We start from the raw sequence: 16602 nt of genomic DNA, 5'->3' as shown, positions 1-16602 counted from the left end.
AGTAAATTCTTACTACTTAAACGTCGGAACTCCCATTAAAGTTTCGTATAGAATGGATTTTACATCGCCATCATTTGATCGGGGGATCGACTGGACGATGGTAATGCAGTGGGTGATTCATCCAAATATTCTTTATATTATTGGTTAACAACAGACCGCAGCTACTAACAAAGAGAATCCATGCGACGACTAATAAGATCCAAACCCGATGATAAGTGAATTGCCGGAAAATACGTCCTATGACTGAGTGTGTAATGATACATAGCGTCGTGGCCGTAAAGAACAAGTAGGGATAGTAGACAAATAGCACGGTCTCTCTCAGCCACCTGGGATAGCCACCAATATTCAGCCAGAAAAACTCATTTTCCTTCCAAAGTGTCAGCCGTATGAGTATCAGAACAAAACAACAAGCACCTACGATGGCAATACGTTCGCACCATTGAGAAGGTTGTCGCTGCATGCTCACCGAGTTCACGACACAGAAAGCCAAGCATCGATGGCTTGATTAAATTGTTGTTGAAAGTTAGCCACACTGTGATTGCCCAACACGCGCGCCTGTAGGGACTGAATTTGTTCTGGGGCAGCACCGCGTATGGCATCCATTGCCTGCTGACCCGCTGTTAAATTTCGATAAGGAAAGCGCCAGCTTGCTGGCAACCAATCGCGCATACCATCACGGTCAGTCGCCGCGACTGGCAGCCCACTCGCTAAGGCTTCAAGCATCGCCAGTGGCACCCCCTCATAGCGTGAGGGCAGTATCAGAGCATTGATCGCCGCGTAGAGTACAGCAGGTTCGTTCGTCCAGGGAAGACAATGTACCCGTGGATGTGCCGCGGTCAGTGCCTGTAGCGTATGATCATCCGGACCACTCCCCAAAAACACTAAATGTTCATCTGGGTAGCGCGTTTCCCGCTGCAGGAATAGTTGCAGCGCACAATCCTGCCCTTTTTGTTTGAATTCAATTCGACCAATCTGTCCCCAGATATACCCATCCTGTGGTAGTGAAAACTGCGCACGCGCATCGGATTGACTGGGTAAATTTTGCAATGCTTTCAGAGGAATTCCATTCTCTACAATCTGAATGCGTCCGCGGGCACCATAGGCAAGCAACATATCCCCTAGCGTTTGAGAGATCGTGATAAAGCCATCCGGCACCGCATACAGGCCGCGACAGGTCCAGTCACGTACCGAACCCAGTTTGGCTCCCATCTCTGCATGGCGATGTGGCACCGGAATATAACTAATCAGTGGACAGGGCAATTGACCTTGTAAGTGAAATATAGAGCAGCCTTGCTCAATATTACCTTGAATCACTAAAATTAGGTCGGGATTAAACGCTGTAATTTGTTCGGCGAGATTGCGCAAGCGGTTCCCTTCGGCATAGCGCCGCAATGCTTGAAATTTCCCAGTTCGGGTAGCTGCCGCATCGATTGTGAAGGGAGCCTCTGGATATAGCTCACGGAGCGCTCCTAAGCGTTCATGATTTTTTGTATTCTCTGGGTGCAATAGTGTGAGTAATTCCCAGCGCCCTGCAGCAACCATTCCTTCCAATGCATAAGCGGCCATCACTTGGTGGCCGCCAAAATCCGGATTGTCGTCAATCACAAGCAAGCGCGGTAAACTCATAGTTCGATCTTATAACGTTTTATTAAATTATAAATAGTTTTTTCGCTGACCCCCAATTGTTCTGCAGTTGCGGCACGCTTTCCTTCGTTGGCAATTAGGGCGGCGCGGACAGCGCATCGTTCAATTTCCGCGAGTGTCTGCCCACTCCACTCAAACTCACAGGGAGCGTCGTCTTGTTCCACGTCAAAAACAGGTAGATGTTCGGGCAAAACCAGCTCCTCAGGCTCGACCAGCGTGGCCACACGTAACATGACATTGTGTAATTCACGAATATTACCGGGCCAGTCGTAAGTTAATAATTGATCGAGCGCCGCATCCGAAAAACGTGGTAGTGTCGCCTGCTCCATGGCAGAGGCCAGAAATTTCACTGCTAGCACGGGGATCATATCCCGTCGCTCTTTTAAAGGTGGCAGTTCGACTTCGAAAACATTCAGACGAAAATATAAGTCTTGTCGGAATTTATTGGCACGCATGGCGGCTTTTAGCTCTTGATTGGTCGCAGCCATCAATCGCACATCCACTTCAACTGCTTCGGTACTACCAACCGGAAAGAAACGTTGATTCTGTAGAAAGAGTAAGAGCTTTGGTTGTAGCTCCAGGGGCATTTCTCCTATTTCATCTAAAAATAAAGTGCCTCCATCTGCCAATTCGAAGAGTCCTTTTTTATCTTTAAATGCCCCCGAGAATGCACCCTTGCGATAGCCAAATAACTCGGATTCCAGCAGTTGTGCTGGAATGCTGGCGCAACTAATTTCGATGAACTCTTCTACATGGCGTCCACTGCACTCATGGATGCATTTGGCTAAGCGGCTTTTGCCCGTTCCTGATGGTCCGGTGATTAGTAGTGAGTGCTCACTACCCGCGATGCGAAGCAATTGCTTGCGCAGTTGTGCAAAGCGTGGGCCTGGTAACTCCTGCTCGAGTCGAAGTATCGTTGATGTGTTATCAGAGCTCATGGCATGGGTAACATTGGGAGAAATTCGTGGATTGCATGCTGTACGCCAATTCCAGCATCCAGTGCCTGCAGCATCACCAGCACAGGCTCTGCCCCACCCTTTGAACGTAGCCAGCGACGCACGGTTGCACGCATCCAATATTCCAGCGGTGCATCGAAGACACGCTCTCCTGTTGAGTAAAAAAACACGGCCTCACTGCGACCGTTTTCATTACTTAACTGTAAATGCCGCGCACTTCCCCCCGCGAGTGTGATGGTTTCGTCCATTTCAATGGTCCACCCCGCTCCGCGAAAACAATAACGTGGATCATGCACTGCCTGTCGGTTATGCGTGCCATCCAGAATGGTGATCGCATAGCGCAAGCCCTTCCAAGTATAAATCCATTTATAGCCTTTGGCCTCGCCGAGCATATCTTTCTCAAACTCAGTCAAAGCCACACGGCGAGCACTGAACCCAGGTCCTGATTGCGGAAAATTGGCAATACGTGCCGACGCATCAGGCAGATCCAGCGTACGCACATACGTGGCTATCAAAATCAATATCAGCAGTGAACTAAAGAGAAGGGTGACTTGTTTTGGATGCATAAGAGAGGCAGGTTACTTTCAAACTATAAACCAATAAAGCGATGGGCACCAGTAAGGTGACGTATGTGAGCCAAATACCGAGTATGGGCGTGAAGACCCAGGCCCAACCGGGCATCCAGACACAGGATGTCAGCGTAAAACAAATCCGCTTACGCCAGAGACCTGCGACCGGCAGCGCCAATAATAATGCACTCGCAAGATAAATGAATGCTTGCAGCTCACCCATGATACCTAAGCATAATAATGCACTGGCTAATAGCACCCATAGCACACGCGCGGTAGACCATGTCTGTGGCAATCGTCGCCACTGCAGCAGAGTGGCGACGAGCCATACAATAAACGCGATGCCCGCCCAGCGCAGACTCGGATCATGTAGCCAGCCCGATATAATTGGGCGCGACGAGTAAATCGCACATAGAGTGATTGCTGCCCACAACACAGTCACAAGTGAGATGGGTGAATTTTGGCGCTGATATCTGCCATCCATTTGCTCTATATTGTGTTTAAGCATTCGCACGCTCCTCGCCAAAAATATATTCTAAGCCAAGCGTGATGAAATGGTAAAAGCCCAGTAATAAGGCAAACACCAGTAAGGCGCCCCAAGTGTGAAAAGCTCCCGCAGCTCGCTCTGCACCAAAGGCTAAGCCCCAGCCCGAAATGAGCATAATGCGCACGGTATTGGCCAGCCACGCCAGTGCAGGTAGTAGTGCTAACATCACCCAAAACAATGTGCGCTGCGGATAGCGTAGAAGCGTGAAAGCAACGCCTCCACTTAAGAGAACTTGTAAGAGTTGTAGGCCTCCACAGGCCGCTTCCACCGAAATCGGTAGGCCATCGATTTCGAGTAAGGTGCCACTGACTGCAACGTTCTTACCCAGCAGGCCGTAGAAAGCACCGGTCAATGCCGCCCCACTCAAGCGAAACCACCAACTTAGGGTGTTCAGGTCCAATAAGACCCATGGAAACGCTCCGGCACAAAGCACCCAGAGTCGCCACTTGGAAATGCGGCTCGCAGGAAAGCAAAACAGCACCGCCAATCCAGCCCAGCCGAAGCCCATTAAGAACATTTCGTTGAGCAAGGCGCCCACGGCCAAACTAAATGCAGCCAGGGCCATCCAAGTTCCCTGGACGGGGCGCAGATCATTTTTCGGCGGATTCTTAATTGCGAGCACCCAGGCCATTGGCACTAGACCGATGATAATACAGACATCTGGCGACATGTGCCACCAAGTCAAATCCAGCAGCCAGATCGCTGGTAGCATCAGTCCTAATAAGCAGCAGGACACGTTCTTGCTGTGTAGCTCATTCATGCTGGGCATTTAATTCGTCGAGCCACTGGTAAAATTTGGGTTCGTTGGGCGCCAAGCGGATCAAAGTCGTTAAGACCTCACGAGCTTTAGTGAGATCGTTTGCTGCGAGTGCGCTGCGATAGCTATAAACGCTGCCTTCCACCGACTCCGCACCTAAGCTGGTATAGATTTCAGTTGCGAGTGAAGTTTGCCCCTGCGCCAGTGCGGCGCGAGCTTGTAGTTCGCGACCGGATACAGCTTTAGCGAGGTCGCTGCGCTGTGTAAAAATAGCTTTCAGTTGAGGCCAGTCCTGCTGTTCCAAAGCCCCCAGAGCGGCTAGATAGGCTGCGCGGTAGCCGACTGGCCCAGCCGTGGCAATTGAACGATTCAGTTGCGCGAGTCCAGCCTCCGTATCTCCAGTTAATAAGAGCAGTTCACCGCGGAAGCCTTGCACTGCAGGATCTTCTGGATAGGCCTGACTGCGTTTCAGCCCAGTTTCACTGCCGTGTAGCGCCGCTTGGCTTTTAACATCCGCAAAGGGGAGCCAATTGAGTGCGGCTTGATTTACATACAGTCTTTCTGGTACTGGCCCAGGGAGTATCCGATCGGCAGCTGCGATCCAGCCATTGGCTAACAAGAGTGAACCGACGGCATAATCAGATGCCAGAAACGACTCCATTGGACTTAGCGCATCGACTGCATGCGAAGGATTCTCGGGACGATAGCTCTCTAAAAAGCGTAACCATCGATGCACGCGTGGTCCTGCATTGAAGGCCATGCCACGAGGCCAGGTGCCTTCGACCCGCCACTCGATCAGTGCCGTCAATGTTGCCTGTAACTCGGGTGCAACTGGCACCCGCTCTTTCGGCATACTACGCAAGACTTGCAAAGCGGCGGTCTCATCTTGAATACGGATCAAATCCAAGGCCCACAACCAATGGTAGGCCTGATTGTTATTTAAGATCGCGGGGGGGCGTGGATGCTCCGCTAGAAACTGCTCCGGCAAGAAAGCATCTATTGGTGTCGTGGCCAACGATACGGTCAATGCGCCCCACCACTCGCCGACCGCTGGTGTCATCGGCTCGCCGCGAGAACGTGTAACACGTTCCCAGAACCAGGCATTCCACCACGCGCGCTGGTCGCCGCTTGTAGCATAGCCGTCACGCCAAGTTTGAATTGCCTGAGGTAAGGCCATCGTACGCAGGTAAAATTTGGCCAAAAGTTCTGTATAGAGCGGATTGGCTGGTTCGAGTAAAAATGCGGCCATATAATTACGGCGCGCTTGCGTGGCATCCCCCATTCGCTCCAAGAACTCGGCACTGATTGCGCGCAATTCTGCCGAGCGCGGCATCGCCACGTAGGCTGCATTGAGTGCGGCAATGATGGCGGTGCTATCATTACCAGCAAGTAAGGCAATTCGCAGCTGACGGTTCACTTCGTCATGGCCCTCCCCTTGCCAGCCATTAAGCGAATCGAGTGCGGCCTCGTTATCGCCCGCACGAATCAGTGTATCGGCTTCCAGTAAGTACCAGCGATTGGGTTGCTCCCGTTTGGATTCCGGCCAATGTGCTTTTAATTTGTCTGCGGGCTCTGAGGCATCGAGGTGTATTTGTACCCGTAGCCACCAGAGCGCCGCCGACTCGTTTTGCGCCAATACGCCAGGATATTTGACGATCAATGACTCTAATTGTGAGTATGCATGACTCTCAATCGCCGCTTGCACCATAAGCGGTGGCCAACTTTGTTGCGCAGGTCCTGCTAATTGTGGATTGAAGTGGGTGTTGAGTAAATCCAGAGCTGCGGAGGCTTCACCAGCCTCTAGCAGCTCAGCTGCCTGCTCATAATTTGCCTGCCATGTTTCGAGGCGGGCATTATTTTGCCATTTGAGGTAGGTATAAACGCCAAACGCGATGGCACTGACAAGCACCACCGCGAGGCCCAAAAATGGTATAATTCGCTTTAGCATAGATTGGATAATATTTCGCCGCTGCGTCTGCGATAGCTACAGAAGCCAGCGACAACCAGTATCGCCATCATCATCCAGAAGGCTGGCTCAGGATTGGCTAGGTAGGCGACATTCAATGCACCGATGTCGACCGCAAAGACGATGTCATTGTAGTCCTTGTCGCCTCCGTTATAAAGATCCTCAAATCCAATCAAAAGATAGGGACTATCCGGAATGGCGAAGGCGACCACATGCTGCAGTAAATCAGGATTCGTCGACGCATCGGCAGTGTAGGTATTGCGTCCGCCATTTGCACCATTGGCGATCAGAAAGAAATCAACCAGTGTGCTGGCATCAAAAATACCAAGGTCAACGAAATCGCCGGACACCAGCGGCGTATTATTAGTGCGAGTGACCTTGCTCAATAAGCTTGGATCAGTGACAAAGGCATCATCCATAAACGTTGCATTTGAAGAGGCATCAGGGAAAATCAATGCGGCCTCCGAAGTTTCGCCAGTTATCACATCTTCCGTGGTAAAACCTAGTGTGTTGCGATAGCCTGCGCCTTCTGCAAGAAAATAGACGCGGACCGATGACTCATTTTGCAGTAACAAAGATTCTGGATCGAGTGATACTGCGGAAATATCTGACAGGGATTGATACTCGCTCAGGTTTTCGTTTACAAAATCCAAGAGCACGGACAGGTCCTCAGACTGAAACGTCGCGGAAGCTGCATCGGATCCAGCTTCCATCACCGGCGCAATGGTTTCTATTCCAAAAGGCGTAGCACTATCTTGAAAACTGGCTTCAGTTTGCCCGAAAGCAAGTTGCTGCAAGAGGCCAGTAGCGAGGATGTATGTAAGAATGTTTTTCATGGTTAATGAACCCTATAACGTTTTTCGTGCCAATTCCTTGTCAAATTCGCAACGCATTGATAGTCAGATTATTAAAAATGAACATGGATTTTGTCAATTTCGGATTCCACATAAATAAGCAAATATTACAGATAGATGTGAAATAATTACATGAGCTTCCTGAGTTTGAATAAAATCCATATAAAGGCTGGACCAGCAGATAAGCCACCACGGATGGCAAGCGCGATAAAGCCACCTTCTTCAGGAATAGGGAGCCAATAAACCGTGGCAGCCAAGCAAAGCACGAAGAGAACCACCGGTGCAGCAGCGGCGAGGATGAACTTACAATAATCCAACATCCCGAGATCGAGATAGCGCAGTGCCATTGGCAAAACTAGTAACCACCCGACAAGCACAGTGGGAATCAAGGTACCAAGTGCGACACCGACCATTCCAAAGCTAAATGCGAGTGCGATACTGATACCGAGGTTGGCAAGGCCATCCACAAGCGAGAGACCGAGCAATTTCTTTTCATAGCCACACATCATCAGTATGCGCTTGGCACAACTATTGGTGAGCTGCGACGAAAACACAGCGAAGAGTAAGATTTGTCCAACCAAGACCGTATCGGATTCGATACTCTCCAGACCAGTTAAGAGTTGGATCAAGGCTTCTAGATAGACCGCGCATAAGCCGTAAAGTGGCGTGGTGATCAAGAAAGTGAGCTTCGAAGTCTTCAGCAGTAGTTCACGCAGGCCGGCACTATCGCCAGAGGCGTTCATATGGGCAGCGGCTGGGCTGAGGGCGTCTTGCAACTGAATTGTGAATAGATTCAGCATTTCTGCCACTTTATAGCCGGCCTGGTAAGCGGCGATCACACCGACGCCCAGTGTAAAGCCGAGTACGGCTTGGTCACTTTTGGCCATCAGTAAGTTACTGAAAGTGATCAAATAGGCTGCGATGGAAAAGCCCATCTGTGACTTCACCACACGCCAATCAAAAAGACGTGGCGAGAGCGAGACCTCTGGCAAGCGCCGCATCGCCACAAAGAGTGCCCCCACATTAGGAAGCAAGGTCGTGATCACACTCACAAAGACAATGACGGGAAAGGATGCGCCTACGTAAAGCGCGAGTGCAATACCGATAAAGTTTAAGACAACTGAGCCGGTATTGAGCCAGTTCGCGATATCGATGCGTTGTAAGCCACGCAGCACTTCGGGAAAGAGCCCGAAGGGAAAGGTCAGGGCTAAGCCAGCGAAGAAGATCAGATAGGCCAAGCGATACATGCCGTAATCAACATCCGGCACTTCGATCGCATTTAGAAAGAGCCCGCCTATTGCCAGAAAGAAGAGCCCCAGTACCGCTGCCAGCCCTACAAAGGTCCAGAGCATGGTGCTGAGTAAACGGCTTAATTCGCCCCACTCGCCGGTTGCGCTTTTTTCAGCCACTGCTTTTTGCGCAGTAAAACCAAAACCAAAGTCAAGTAAGACACCATAGCCGAAGAGTGACCAAAGTAATGACCAAAAGCCAAACTCAGCTTCGGACAGACCGCTAAAGAGCAGTCGAAAGAGAATCAGTCCCAGTAATAAACGCGTGATGGTGCGGATATAATTACTGGCCGTGTTACGCCAGAAATAGCGCTTCCAAATCGGCGGAGCGGCGGGCGCTGCGGCTGTATCAAGTTCACTCATTCGCCTATAGATATAGAGATATTGGGACTCACACCGTCGATCGTTTCCACCGAATTAGCCCCCTCATTGACAGCGATCGTCGTCGCTGCAGCATCAAAGATTAACCAGAAGTAAGTCTCTAACTTCTTAAACGGCCGGTCAGGCACCCAGACGATATCAAAGGGACGCAGTTCGACATTGGTTGCGCGGCCAGCGAGAATCGCTTTGAAGTCCACCACGGCAACTTTAGGCTCAGACAATGAACCGCGAATAATCAGAACCCGATCCAAATTAGCATCCGGACTCGGCCCCTTAGCATGCGCGATCGCAGCGACTATATTGATCTTATCCTTATAGCCGATCGCCTGCGGTTGCATGACGGCACCCAACACATGCACATTCTGTGAGAGTGAGGACGGTAGGTAGACGTAGTCACCGTCCTCTAAGTAAATATTTTGACTCATGTCCCCACTCTTAATCAGTGCCAGCAAATCAACCGGCAGCACTTGGCCATCGCGCAGGACGAAACTATTGCCCAAGTCGGCCAACTCTTCAGTGGAACCGCTAAAGCGAGAGGTAAATAGTCCGCCTGCCAGTGAAATGCCTTCGAGTAAAGTCGTTGGCTGACTGAGTGGGTAGAGACCCGGCTTATTGAGACGGCCGAGTAACCAAGCGCGACGACTACGCACCTCGCGTAGAGTGACATTCACACTGGGGCTGGAGTAATCGCGACGCAGTGCTTTTTCCAAAGCTTGGCTAAGTTCTTTAACGGTTAAGCCATCGGCCTTAACTCCGCCCGCCAGATCGTAATAGACTCGACCGTCAGGCATCACAAAAGTTTCGGAGCGGCTACCTGCAACACCAGTAATCTCGATTTCCACCCAGTCGCCAACACCAATTTCATAGGGCACTTCGCTGGGATGCAAATTTGAAGGATCCAGTTTGCGTTTTGTTTCGAGCGATTGAAAGGCTTCTTGGTGTAAGAGACTCTCTTCGACCTTACGTGGATCGAATTCTTCGCGCTCCGCTACATGCTTACAGCCGACCGCAAAGTATAATACGCACAGAGTGAGACTGAATAGCCGGTAAATTCGTAGTTCTAAGGTCATTCAGAATCCTTCCAACCTGTGCGCTTAAACCATGGATTGGTAATGCCATCAGGCACGTTTTCATTTACCCAGGTTGAAGTCGCGCTCTTGAGAAAGTTCTGCAGAGCGGTATCAAGTATTTGTTCGGCCTTATACCAAGGTCGGTCATTGACATAGACAATATCACCAGGCTCGAGTGGGAAGTCTGGCTCGCTTCCGGCTAAGATGGCCTTCACATTGACGACGAATAGTTCAGGATCGCTCATACTACCACGCACCACTAAGACTCGATCTTGCCATGAACCTTCAGTAAAACCTTCTCGTCGAGTAACGGCCGAGATGACGCTCGCGCGGTTAGAAAACCCCTGCGCGCCTGGTTGCGCTACCGAGCCGAGTACAAAGTATTCATTCGACAAATTGGAGGCTAAATAAATGTAGTCCTGCGGTTCGAGATAGACATTCTGCGAGAGATCACCTTCAAAATACAGCTTGGCGAAATCGACATCCAAACGCTCGCCATTGCGAATAATAAAGGAGCGATCCAGGTCGGCAATTTCAACTGTCGATTGCTCGAACAGTCCGGTCTCGATTCCGCGGCTGCGCGCAATGGCTTCCAATAAAGTGATGGGGCGATCGAGTGTGAAGACCCCTTTGTCCATTACTTTGCCGAGGATGACGTAACGCTTACTCTTCAACTCCCAAGGTGTGATAATCAAACGCGGATCACGATGATACTCGCGCAGGGCACCTTCCAAGGTCGTGCGCAATTCGTCGATCGTGAGCTCGTTGACCTTGAGGCTATTAACTTGAAGGTAACTGATGGTGCCATCCGGGGCAATCCGCACGCCCGGACGATCGAGTTCGCCGCGGCCATAAAAGCGGATATTGACCACGTCTCCGGGCCCCAGGGTGTAGCGCTCGCGCCATGACACCGGCGTTTGCGCCTTCTCACTTGCATCAGCTTGTGCGCTGAGGTTGCTACACAATACATTCAGTAGAATAAATATAACGATGAGACCGCGGCTAATCATGATTAATCGGTTTCAGCAATTCGATTGGCCCACTTATTCAATACCATCAACTCCAACCATTTAATTAGGCGCGGCAGGGTACGTCCAGCGGCGACATCAACAATCAACATGCCATTGGCGGGCCCTAATAATTTGCGCAATAAATCGCTCTTATGCTGTGTCGTATCTCGTGTGGCACTACTGGGCGAATTCAATAGATAATACGCATCCATTTCTCGTAATAATCGAATATCCTGAACGCCTGGAGATTGTACGAGTCGTACAAACACTAAGGCTTCATCATCTTCCGGCAGGGTGTCGAGTGTCGGAGCCCATTGTTTGATGGCTGGGTGTGACTGTAATTCTATAATTTCCGAATCATGGGTGGCATCGATATTATAAAAAATCACCGACTGACCTTCCGCCTGAATCAAATTGAATAAGGCATGCCAGAAGACAGACTCGTTCGATCCGACTTCAGTATGTGCAAAAAGGAAACGCTTACGCTCGATCCCCTCCCCTGAGATGGCATGTGTTAGCCAAAAGGCCTTCAAGGACCGTTCATTGAGCGCAGATTCGCTGCGGGGTAAGAGACGTTTAGTCCACCACGAACGTATTTCGGCATCTTGCGTGACATAATTAAAAATCGGCAGCGTTGCCGTTGCAATCGCTGCTTCGAGTGGTGTACGCAAGCCCGCTTGCATGAGCTCCCATACAATGGCCGCAAGCAAAGCCAGGCCGACACCGCTGAGTGTGCCAACAAAGCCTAAGAACATCGCCTTCACATTCTGAGAGCTATGCGCTACTTCTTCTATGCTCGGCGTCTGAAAAATACGCCAATAACCGGGAGCTTTCGTTTCGTAAAATGCGGCCTCCTTGCGACGACTGTCTAAGAGCGCTTGAGCATCGATCAGTAAATTGCGACGACTCTTAAGCTCAGAAAGTCGTAGAGCTTTCTCTGGAATCCCAGCCACCTCATCCTCTCGAGCGCTCACACGCAGGCTCAAATCCTCAATTTGGTTCTCCAGTTCCGTACGTTCATTTTGAAGTGCGATGATTTCCAGATACAGATTATTACCTAAATCGCTGCCGGTGAAGTTCTTTAAATCTTCCACATCTGACTCATCGACCGCCGAAAGCTGCTCATTGATATACTGAATCTCATAAAGCTTTTCCTTAACCATCGGATTTTCATCCGTATAGCGGCCTCGCAGATAAGTCAGTTCCTCTCGCTTCTTCTTTAAGTCTGCTTCCAGCGGGCTTTGTGCCCGTAGTTCCTGACGATACCGGGTGATTTGTACATCTTTTGTCTTCAGTGAAATACGCGCATTGGCGAGACGACTCCGTAAATTCTCCAAAGCTGTAAGGCTGGACTCGGTTTGTTGGTCAACATCAACAAAATTATTTTCGCGAGTAAAAGCTAGGATCTGTCGATTGGCTTGTTCCAACTGTAGTTCAATAGAATCCAGTTGTTCTGAAATAAAGCTCTCCATTTGGCGGGCCTCTTCACGCTGTAAATTGTTGGTGAAGCGAATCACCTCATCCGCCCAAATTGTTACTGTTTCAATCGCATCTTCCGGGCTGATACGCGAGTGGGCTGTCAGATAGAACAGTGAGGTATTGCGCTGTTTAACGATCTCAACCATCGACTTCACCTGTCCTGCACTGCGCGGAGGGTCCAGTCGGGCGGCCGTGCCATTCAGCACCACGGTTGAATAGGTCGTAGATAACAAGGTATCGTCACTTAAATCTCTGGGCTTAAAGGCCTGCCCGGACTCACTCGTTTGTACGGTGTTGGCGACCTCAGATTTGATCAATTGCAGCGACACAGAATAACGGTTCTCTGCTTGAGTGCTTCCCAATATCCATCCAAATACTCCCAATACAATTGGCAAAATAAGAAACCAAAGCCATCGCTGACGTACTCCATAGAGTACGCGCAACGGATCGATCGGAATCGGAAATCGAAAGGTAGCAGGTCTGGCTCGCTCGAGTTGTCTCATTGAATAGGTAAAAGCACTGAACAGCTATTGAGCTGTGGACTCAATGTTTAGCGTATTAAAATAGCTCTGGCAAGTGAGCTTTGCAGCCAGATCCCAATCAAAAGTGGCGGCATGTTGAAGTCCGGCTTGAATGCGCTGTTGTGCCTTTTCTGCACTTTCCGTGTGTAATTGCTGTAAGCCAGCAGTGATCGCGGCGATAGACTCGGGATCGAAATAAATCGCAGCATCTCCACCGACTTCAGGCAAGCTGCCACTGTTGGAACTTACAACCCGGACACCACAGGCCAAGGCCTCAACTACTGGTAATCCAAAGCCTTCAATCAGGCTGGGAAAGACCAATGCCTCGGCTCCCGCATACCACAATGGCAGTTCCGCTTCGTCCATGAATCCGGGCAGTAGAATGTCCTGCGCAAACGGGGACTTGGCCACTCGTTCCTGGATGACGTCTGCGCCATGCCAAGGGGCACCGCCGAGTACTAAGTGTACCTTACTATTAGTGTTTTGGCGAAAGGCTTCATAGGCTTCGATCAGTCGAACATGATTCTTACCTGGATGTTCTAAACGCGAAACGTAAATAAGATAGGGCTGTTTCAATCCATGTTTCGCACGAAAGGTATCTAGCTGGAATGCGCTCTGAGGGTAATAACTCGTGTGGCTGAGACCATTGTGCACGACTACGATCTGTTTGGACGGGAGTTTGAAAAAATCAATTAGATCTTGCTTTGTGAACTGACTGACTGCGATCACCGAATCGCATCTTCGTGCGAGCCACGGTGACAATTGTCGCCCAAATAGACCACGCAGTAGGCCATACTTATCGCGCAATCGAAAAGGAGCACAATCATGTATCGTCACTAATTGCGGAATGGGTGAAAATGCTAGAATGCGTCGATAGCTTGGAATATGCAGTAAGTCATAGCCGCGCTGTTTTAACAGATTGGGTAGCTTCAGCTGGTGCCAAAGCACATTTTTAATTCCCGATTGTGCGGTATCGGGGATTGGTAGCCAGCGCGCATCCTCATACTCTGGAAACAAGTGTCGATCTGAATTGAACCCAGCGAGATGTAATTCTATGCTCTCATATTGACGCATGCGATTCGCAAGCTCAACCACATAGCGCCCCACGCCGGAAAGCCCCCCTTGAATCATTCCTGCCGATAATAATATTTTGACTGGTTGTTTCATGCGGTGCCTTCCGTTTGATTATTTGTCATAGACACGTCAGGAGCGTGTAAGACTTCCAAGGCAGCATTCCGATCAGCATAGACGGGGAACTGTGAGGAGAGATGCATCGCCTCAATTATTTGAACTACACGATCTGCAGGTTGCACGATACCAAAAGCAACCTTTGCCTTGCGGGCGTCACGGGCAAATTTCGCGAGCAGTCCGATCGCCGAACTATCCATAAAACTAACTGCAGATAAGTTGATAAAAACAGGCTTAGTCGTGTCCGCTGGTCGCTCAAGTGTCTCGAGCACACTCCGTTCAGCTTCCCCGGACCAACTGATCCATTGCACGTCCTGATTGCGGATGTCAACCGTTGCTGTGCCTGCGTCTTGGGCGCTCTCTCTGTCAGCAGCAGCGGATTGATCCTTTTCACTCGTAGCTTGGCTTGTAATACGTCGCTGCAGGTTCGCCAGCACGACCAAATAATACAGATCTTTGGCATATCGCTTCACCAGACGCTTGGGGTCACTCAGCATACGCCAGCACCACTCCATCCCGATTTTCTGTATCCAAACGGGGGCACGCACCTGGGTGCCACAAATGAAATCCAAGGATGCACCGATGCCAATTGACAGAGGCACTGCGGCTTCTTTGTAATATTTCGATATCCAATACTCTTGTTTTGGGCAGCCCACAGCAACCAGTAATAAGTCCGGTTGACTGCCCTTAATGTCGGCTAAGATGGCCTCATTCGGCCATGAGTCAACCGGGCCAAAAGGAGGCGAAAAAGTGCCGACCACTTCCATCTTGGGATATTGCTGTGCCAGAATGGACTTGGTCTGACTCAAGGTCGTCGCATCCGATCCAAGAAAAAAGACCTTCCATGCACGTTCATTTGCTTCGCTAAAGAGACGAAAGACCATGTCTGAACCAGCGACACGTTCGGGCAGGACTGGATGAAAGTAGCGTGACAACCATACTAACGGCATCCCGTCGCAAACAACTCGATCGGCATGAAACAATATATCTTTCAGCGGCTCACTTTCATGCGCTTGAGCGATGAAATCAACATTGGCAGTAATGTAATAACTGGGATTACGCGCTGCAATTGCAGCCACCGCATCTTCGATGGTTTCATCCATGGTAATCATGTGAAACGGTAGACCTAGAAGAAATGCAACTTGTCGCTCAGAGGAACTCATAAATTCTGGATGTAGTTGGTTAGTTTCTGCCCAAGTTGTTCCCAGCGATAATTCGCCTGAACCACGGCTAAGCCGTTCGTTTCCAAATTCTGACGTAATTCGGGATCTTGTAACACGCGAATGAGTGCATTGGCAAAATGCTGTGGATCATCAGCTAGTAAGATCGACTCTTCCGGCGGTAAGTCCAGGCCTTGGGCACCCAGAGTCGTTGAAAGGACTGGACAACGCATGCCAAGCGATTCGACGATTTTCAGGCGCGTGCCACCGCCAATGCGCAAAGGCACCACTTGGGCCCAACTGGATTGATAATACGGCCGCACATCCGGCACTTCGCCCACTAAATCGACTCCTTCCAATTGGCCCCACGCTTGCGAACGTGCATCCGGAGATTTACCGATAATACGCCAGACCGCGTCTGGCATTGCTCTGTGAACCAGTGGCCAAATCTCATCAGCAAACCAATTGATCGCATCCACATTGGGCGAATAGTCCAATGCCCCACAAAAAAGAAAGCTTGGTGCTTCTGTCAGTTGTCGTGGGTGTGTCGACGCATCAAAAAAGACTTCGTTAAAACCATTCGCGAGCACGAAAATTTTATCCGACTTGCCCAGCTTCTTTTGTAAGAAATCACGATCATCCCAGCCACAAACAATCATACCTGCAATCGCCGCATAAGCTTCCCGTTCCAACTGCGCGATTTTACGCAAGTTTTCCTTGCGCAAAAGGCGTTCCCGAAAGCTCAATGATAAAGTGTTTAACTCTTCGGTTTGAAAAAGCCAATCTACCCGACTACGATCCATGATGACATTTGGATGTGCTGGAAAGAGTTCTTTAATATAGGGCCAAAGTACCAGATCGATAAAGATCACTCGCTGGTAGTCCTGTCCAGCTACAAATGCGTGTAGCGCTTCCGAAACACCGTGAACTTGCCAATGTGCAACAGTGGTCGGCAAGGGGTTGAGTAAACGGTCGGGGAATAGCTTTTGCCATGGCGCATTCTTAAAGGGAATTGCAATGCGTCGCTTAGTATACGCGACAAAAGGTACCATATCCCGCTCTGGATCCTCCTGTAGGCAGGCCAGATCTATATCAAAGGATTTGGCAAGCTCAACGAATAGATGATAAACACGCTGATAGGTCCCACGATCCACCGGAAACGGAATATAGGGCATAAAAAGAAAGGCGCGTGGTTTGTCTGACATGAGAAA

Annotated in this window: 15 protein-coding genes; all 15 read right to left on the bottom strand. The window is 50.0% G+C overall.

What is annotated here, in order from left to right; genetic code table 11:
• Positions 1–70 precede the first annotated feature (70 nt).
• The 15 genes from QEH59_RS05175 to QEH59_RS05105 all read right to left on the bottom strand — a co-directional run bounded on the left by QEH59_RS05175 (position 71) and on the right by QEH59_RS05105 (position 16596).
• Positions 71–460 (bottom strand): hypothetical protein, encoded by a 390-nt coding sequence (locus QEH59_RS05175; protein WP_308984293.1) that lies wholly within the window; start codon positions 458–460, stop codon positions 71–73.
• 11 nt (positions 461–471) lie between these two features.
• Positions 472–1626 carry a glycosyltransferase family 4 protein gene (locus QEH59_RS05170; RefSeq protein ID WP_308984292.1) on the bottom strand — a complete coding sequence of 385 codons (1155 nt, stop codon included), beginning with the start codon at positions 1624–1626 and terminating at the stop codon, positions 472–474.
• On the bottom strand, positions 1623–2582 hold the full coding sequence (locus QEH59_RS05165; RefSeq protein WP_308984291.1) for a sigma-54 interaction domain-containing protein: 960 nt from the start codon (positions 2580–2582) through the stop codon (positions 1623–1625). The genes QEH59_RS05170 and QEH59_RS05165 overlap by 4 nt, the downstream gene beginning before the upstream one ends.
• Entirely contained in the window at positions 2579–3166 is a 588-nt protein-coding gene (locus tag QEH59_RS05160) for an exosortase-associated EpsI family protein (RefSeq protein ID WP_308984290.1), read from the bottom strand. The genes QEH59_RS05165 and QEH59_RS05160 overlap by 4 nt, the downstream gene beginning before the upstream one ends.
• Complete coding sequence (locus QEH59_RS05155; protein ID WP_308984289.1) at positions 3135–3677, bottom strand: hypothetical protein; 543 nt, start codon at positions 3675–3677, stop codon at positions 3135–3137. The genes QEH59_RS05160 and QEH59_RS05155 overlap by 32 nt, the downstream gene beginning before the upstream one ends.
• The gene (locus QEH59_RS05150) at positions 3670–4476 is read right to left on the bottom strand and encodes an archaeosortase/exosortase family protein (RefSeq protein ID WP_308984288.1); all 807 of its coding nucleotides are present in this window, start codon (positions 4474–4476) and stop codon (positions 3670–3672) included. The genes QEH59_RS05155 and QEH59_RS05150 overlap by 8 nt, the downstream gene beginning before the upstream one ends.
• Positions 4469–6421, bottom strand: a complete 1953-nt coding sequence (locus tag QEH59_RS05145) for a tetratricopeptide repeat protein (RefSeq protein ID WP_308984287.1) — start codon at positions 6419–6421, stop codon at positions 4469–4471. Before QEH59_RS05145 ends, QEH59_RS05150 begins: the two co-directional genes overlap by 8 nt.
• On the bottom strand, positions 6415–7275 hold the full coding sequence (locus tag QEH59_RS05140) for a DUF4114 domain-containing protein (protein WP_308984286.1): 861 nt from the start codon (positions 7273–7275) through the stop codon (positions 6415–6417). The genes QEH59_RS05145 and QEH59_RS05140 overlap by 7 nt, the downstream gene beginning before the upstream one ends.
• A 146-nt stretch (positions 7276–7421) precedes the next feature.
• A complete protein-coding gene (locus tag QEH59_RS05135) occupies positions 7422–8945 on the bottom strand; it encodes an oligosaccharide flippase family protein (protein ID WP_308984285.1) in 1524 nt (507 codons plus the stop codon).
• On the bottom strand, positions 8942–10033 hold the full coding sequence (locus QEH59_RS05130) for a polysaccharide biosynthesis/export family protein (protein ID WP_308984284.1): 1092 nt from the start codon (positions 10031–10033) through the stop codon (positions 8942–8944). The genes QEH59_RS05135 and QEH59_RS05130 overlap by 4 nt, the downstream gene beginning before the upstream one ends.
• Positions 10030–11043, bottom strand: a complete 1014-nt coding sequence (locus tag QEH59_RS05125; protein ID WP_308984283.1) for a polysaccharide biosynthesis/export family protein — start codon at positions 11041–11043, stop codon at positions 10030–10032. Before QEH59_RS05125 ends, QEH59_RS05130 begins: the two co-directional genes overlap by 4 nt.
• Before the next feature lie 2 nt (positions 11044–11045).
• Positions 11046–13025, bottom strand: a complete 1980-nt coding sequence (locus QEH59_RS05120; protein ID WP_308984282.1) for a GumC family protein — start codon at positions 13023–13025, stop codon at positions 11046–11048.
• Between the two features lie 24 nt (positions 13026–13049).
• Complete coding sequence (locus QEH59_RS05115; RefSeq protein ID WP_308984281.1) at positions 13050–14210, bottom strand: glycosyltransferase family 4 protein; 1161 nt, start codon at positions 14208–14210, stop codon at positions 13050–13052.
• Positions 14207–15394 (bottom strand): WecB/TagA/CpsF family glycosyltransferase, encoded by a 1188-nt coding sequence (locus tag QEH59_RS05110; RefSeq protein ID WP_308984280.1) that lies wholly within the window; start codon positions 15392–15394, stop codon positions 14207–14209. The genes QEH59_RS05115 and QEH59_RS05110 overlap by 4 nt, the downstream gene beginning before the upstream one ends.
• Positions 15391–16596: a glycosyltransferase family 4 protein gene (locus QEH59_RS05105; protein ID WP_308984279.1), complete on the bottom strand. Its 1206-nt coding sequence runs from the start codon at positions 16594–16596 to the stop codon at positions 15391–15393. Before QEH59_RS05105 ends, QEH59_RS05110 begins: the two co-directional genes overlap by 4 nt.
• Positions 16597–16602 lie beyond the last annotated feature (6 nt).

Origin of the sequence: Thalassobacterium sedimentorum, from assembly GCF_031127905.1 — a bacterium.
Lineage (GTDB): Bacteria > Verrucomicrobiota > Verrucomicrobiia > Opitutales > Coraliomargaritaceae > Thalassobacterium > Thalassobacterium sedimentorum.
Note: the sequence above shows the minus strand (reverse complement) of the source record. Positions and strands in the feature narration are given on the sequence as shown.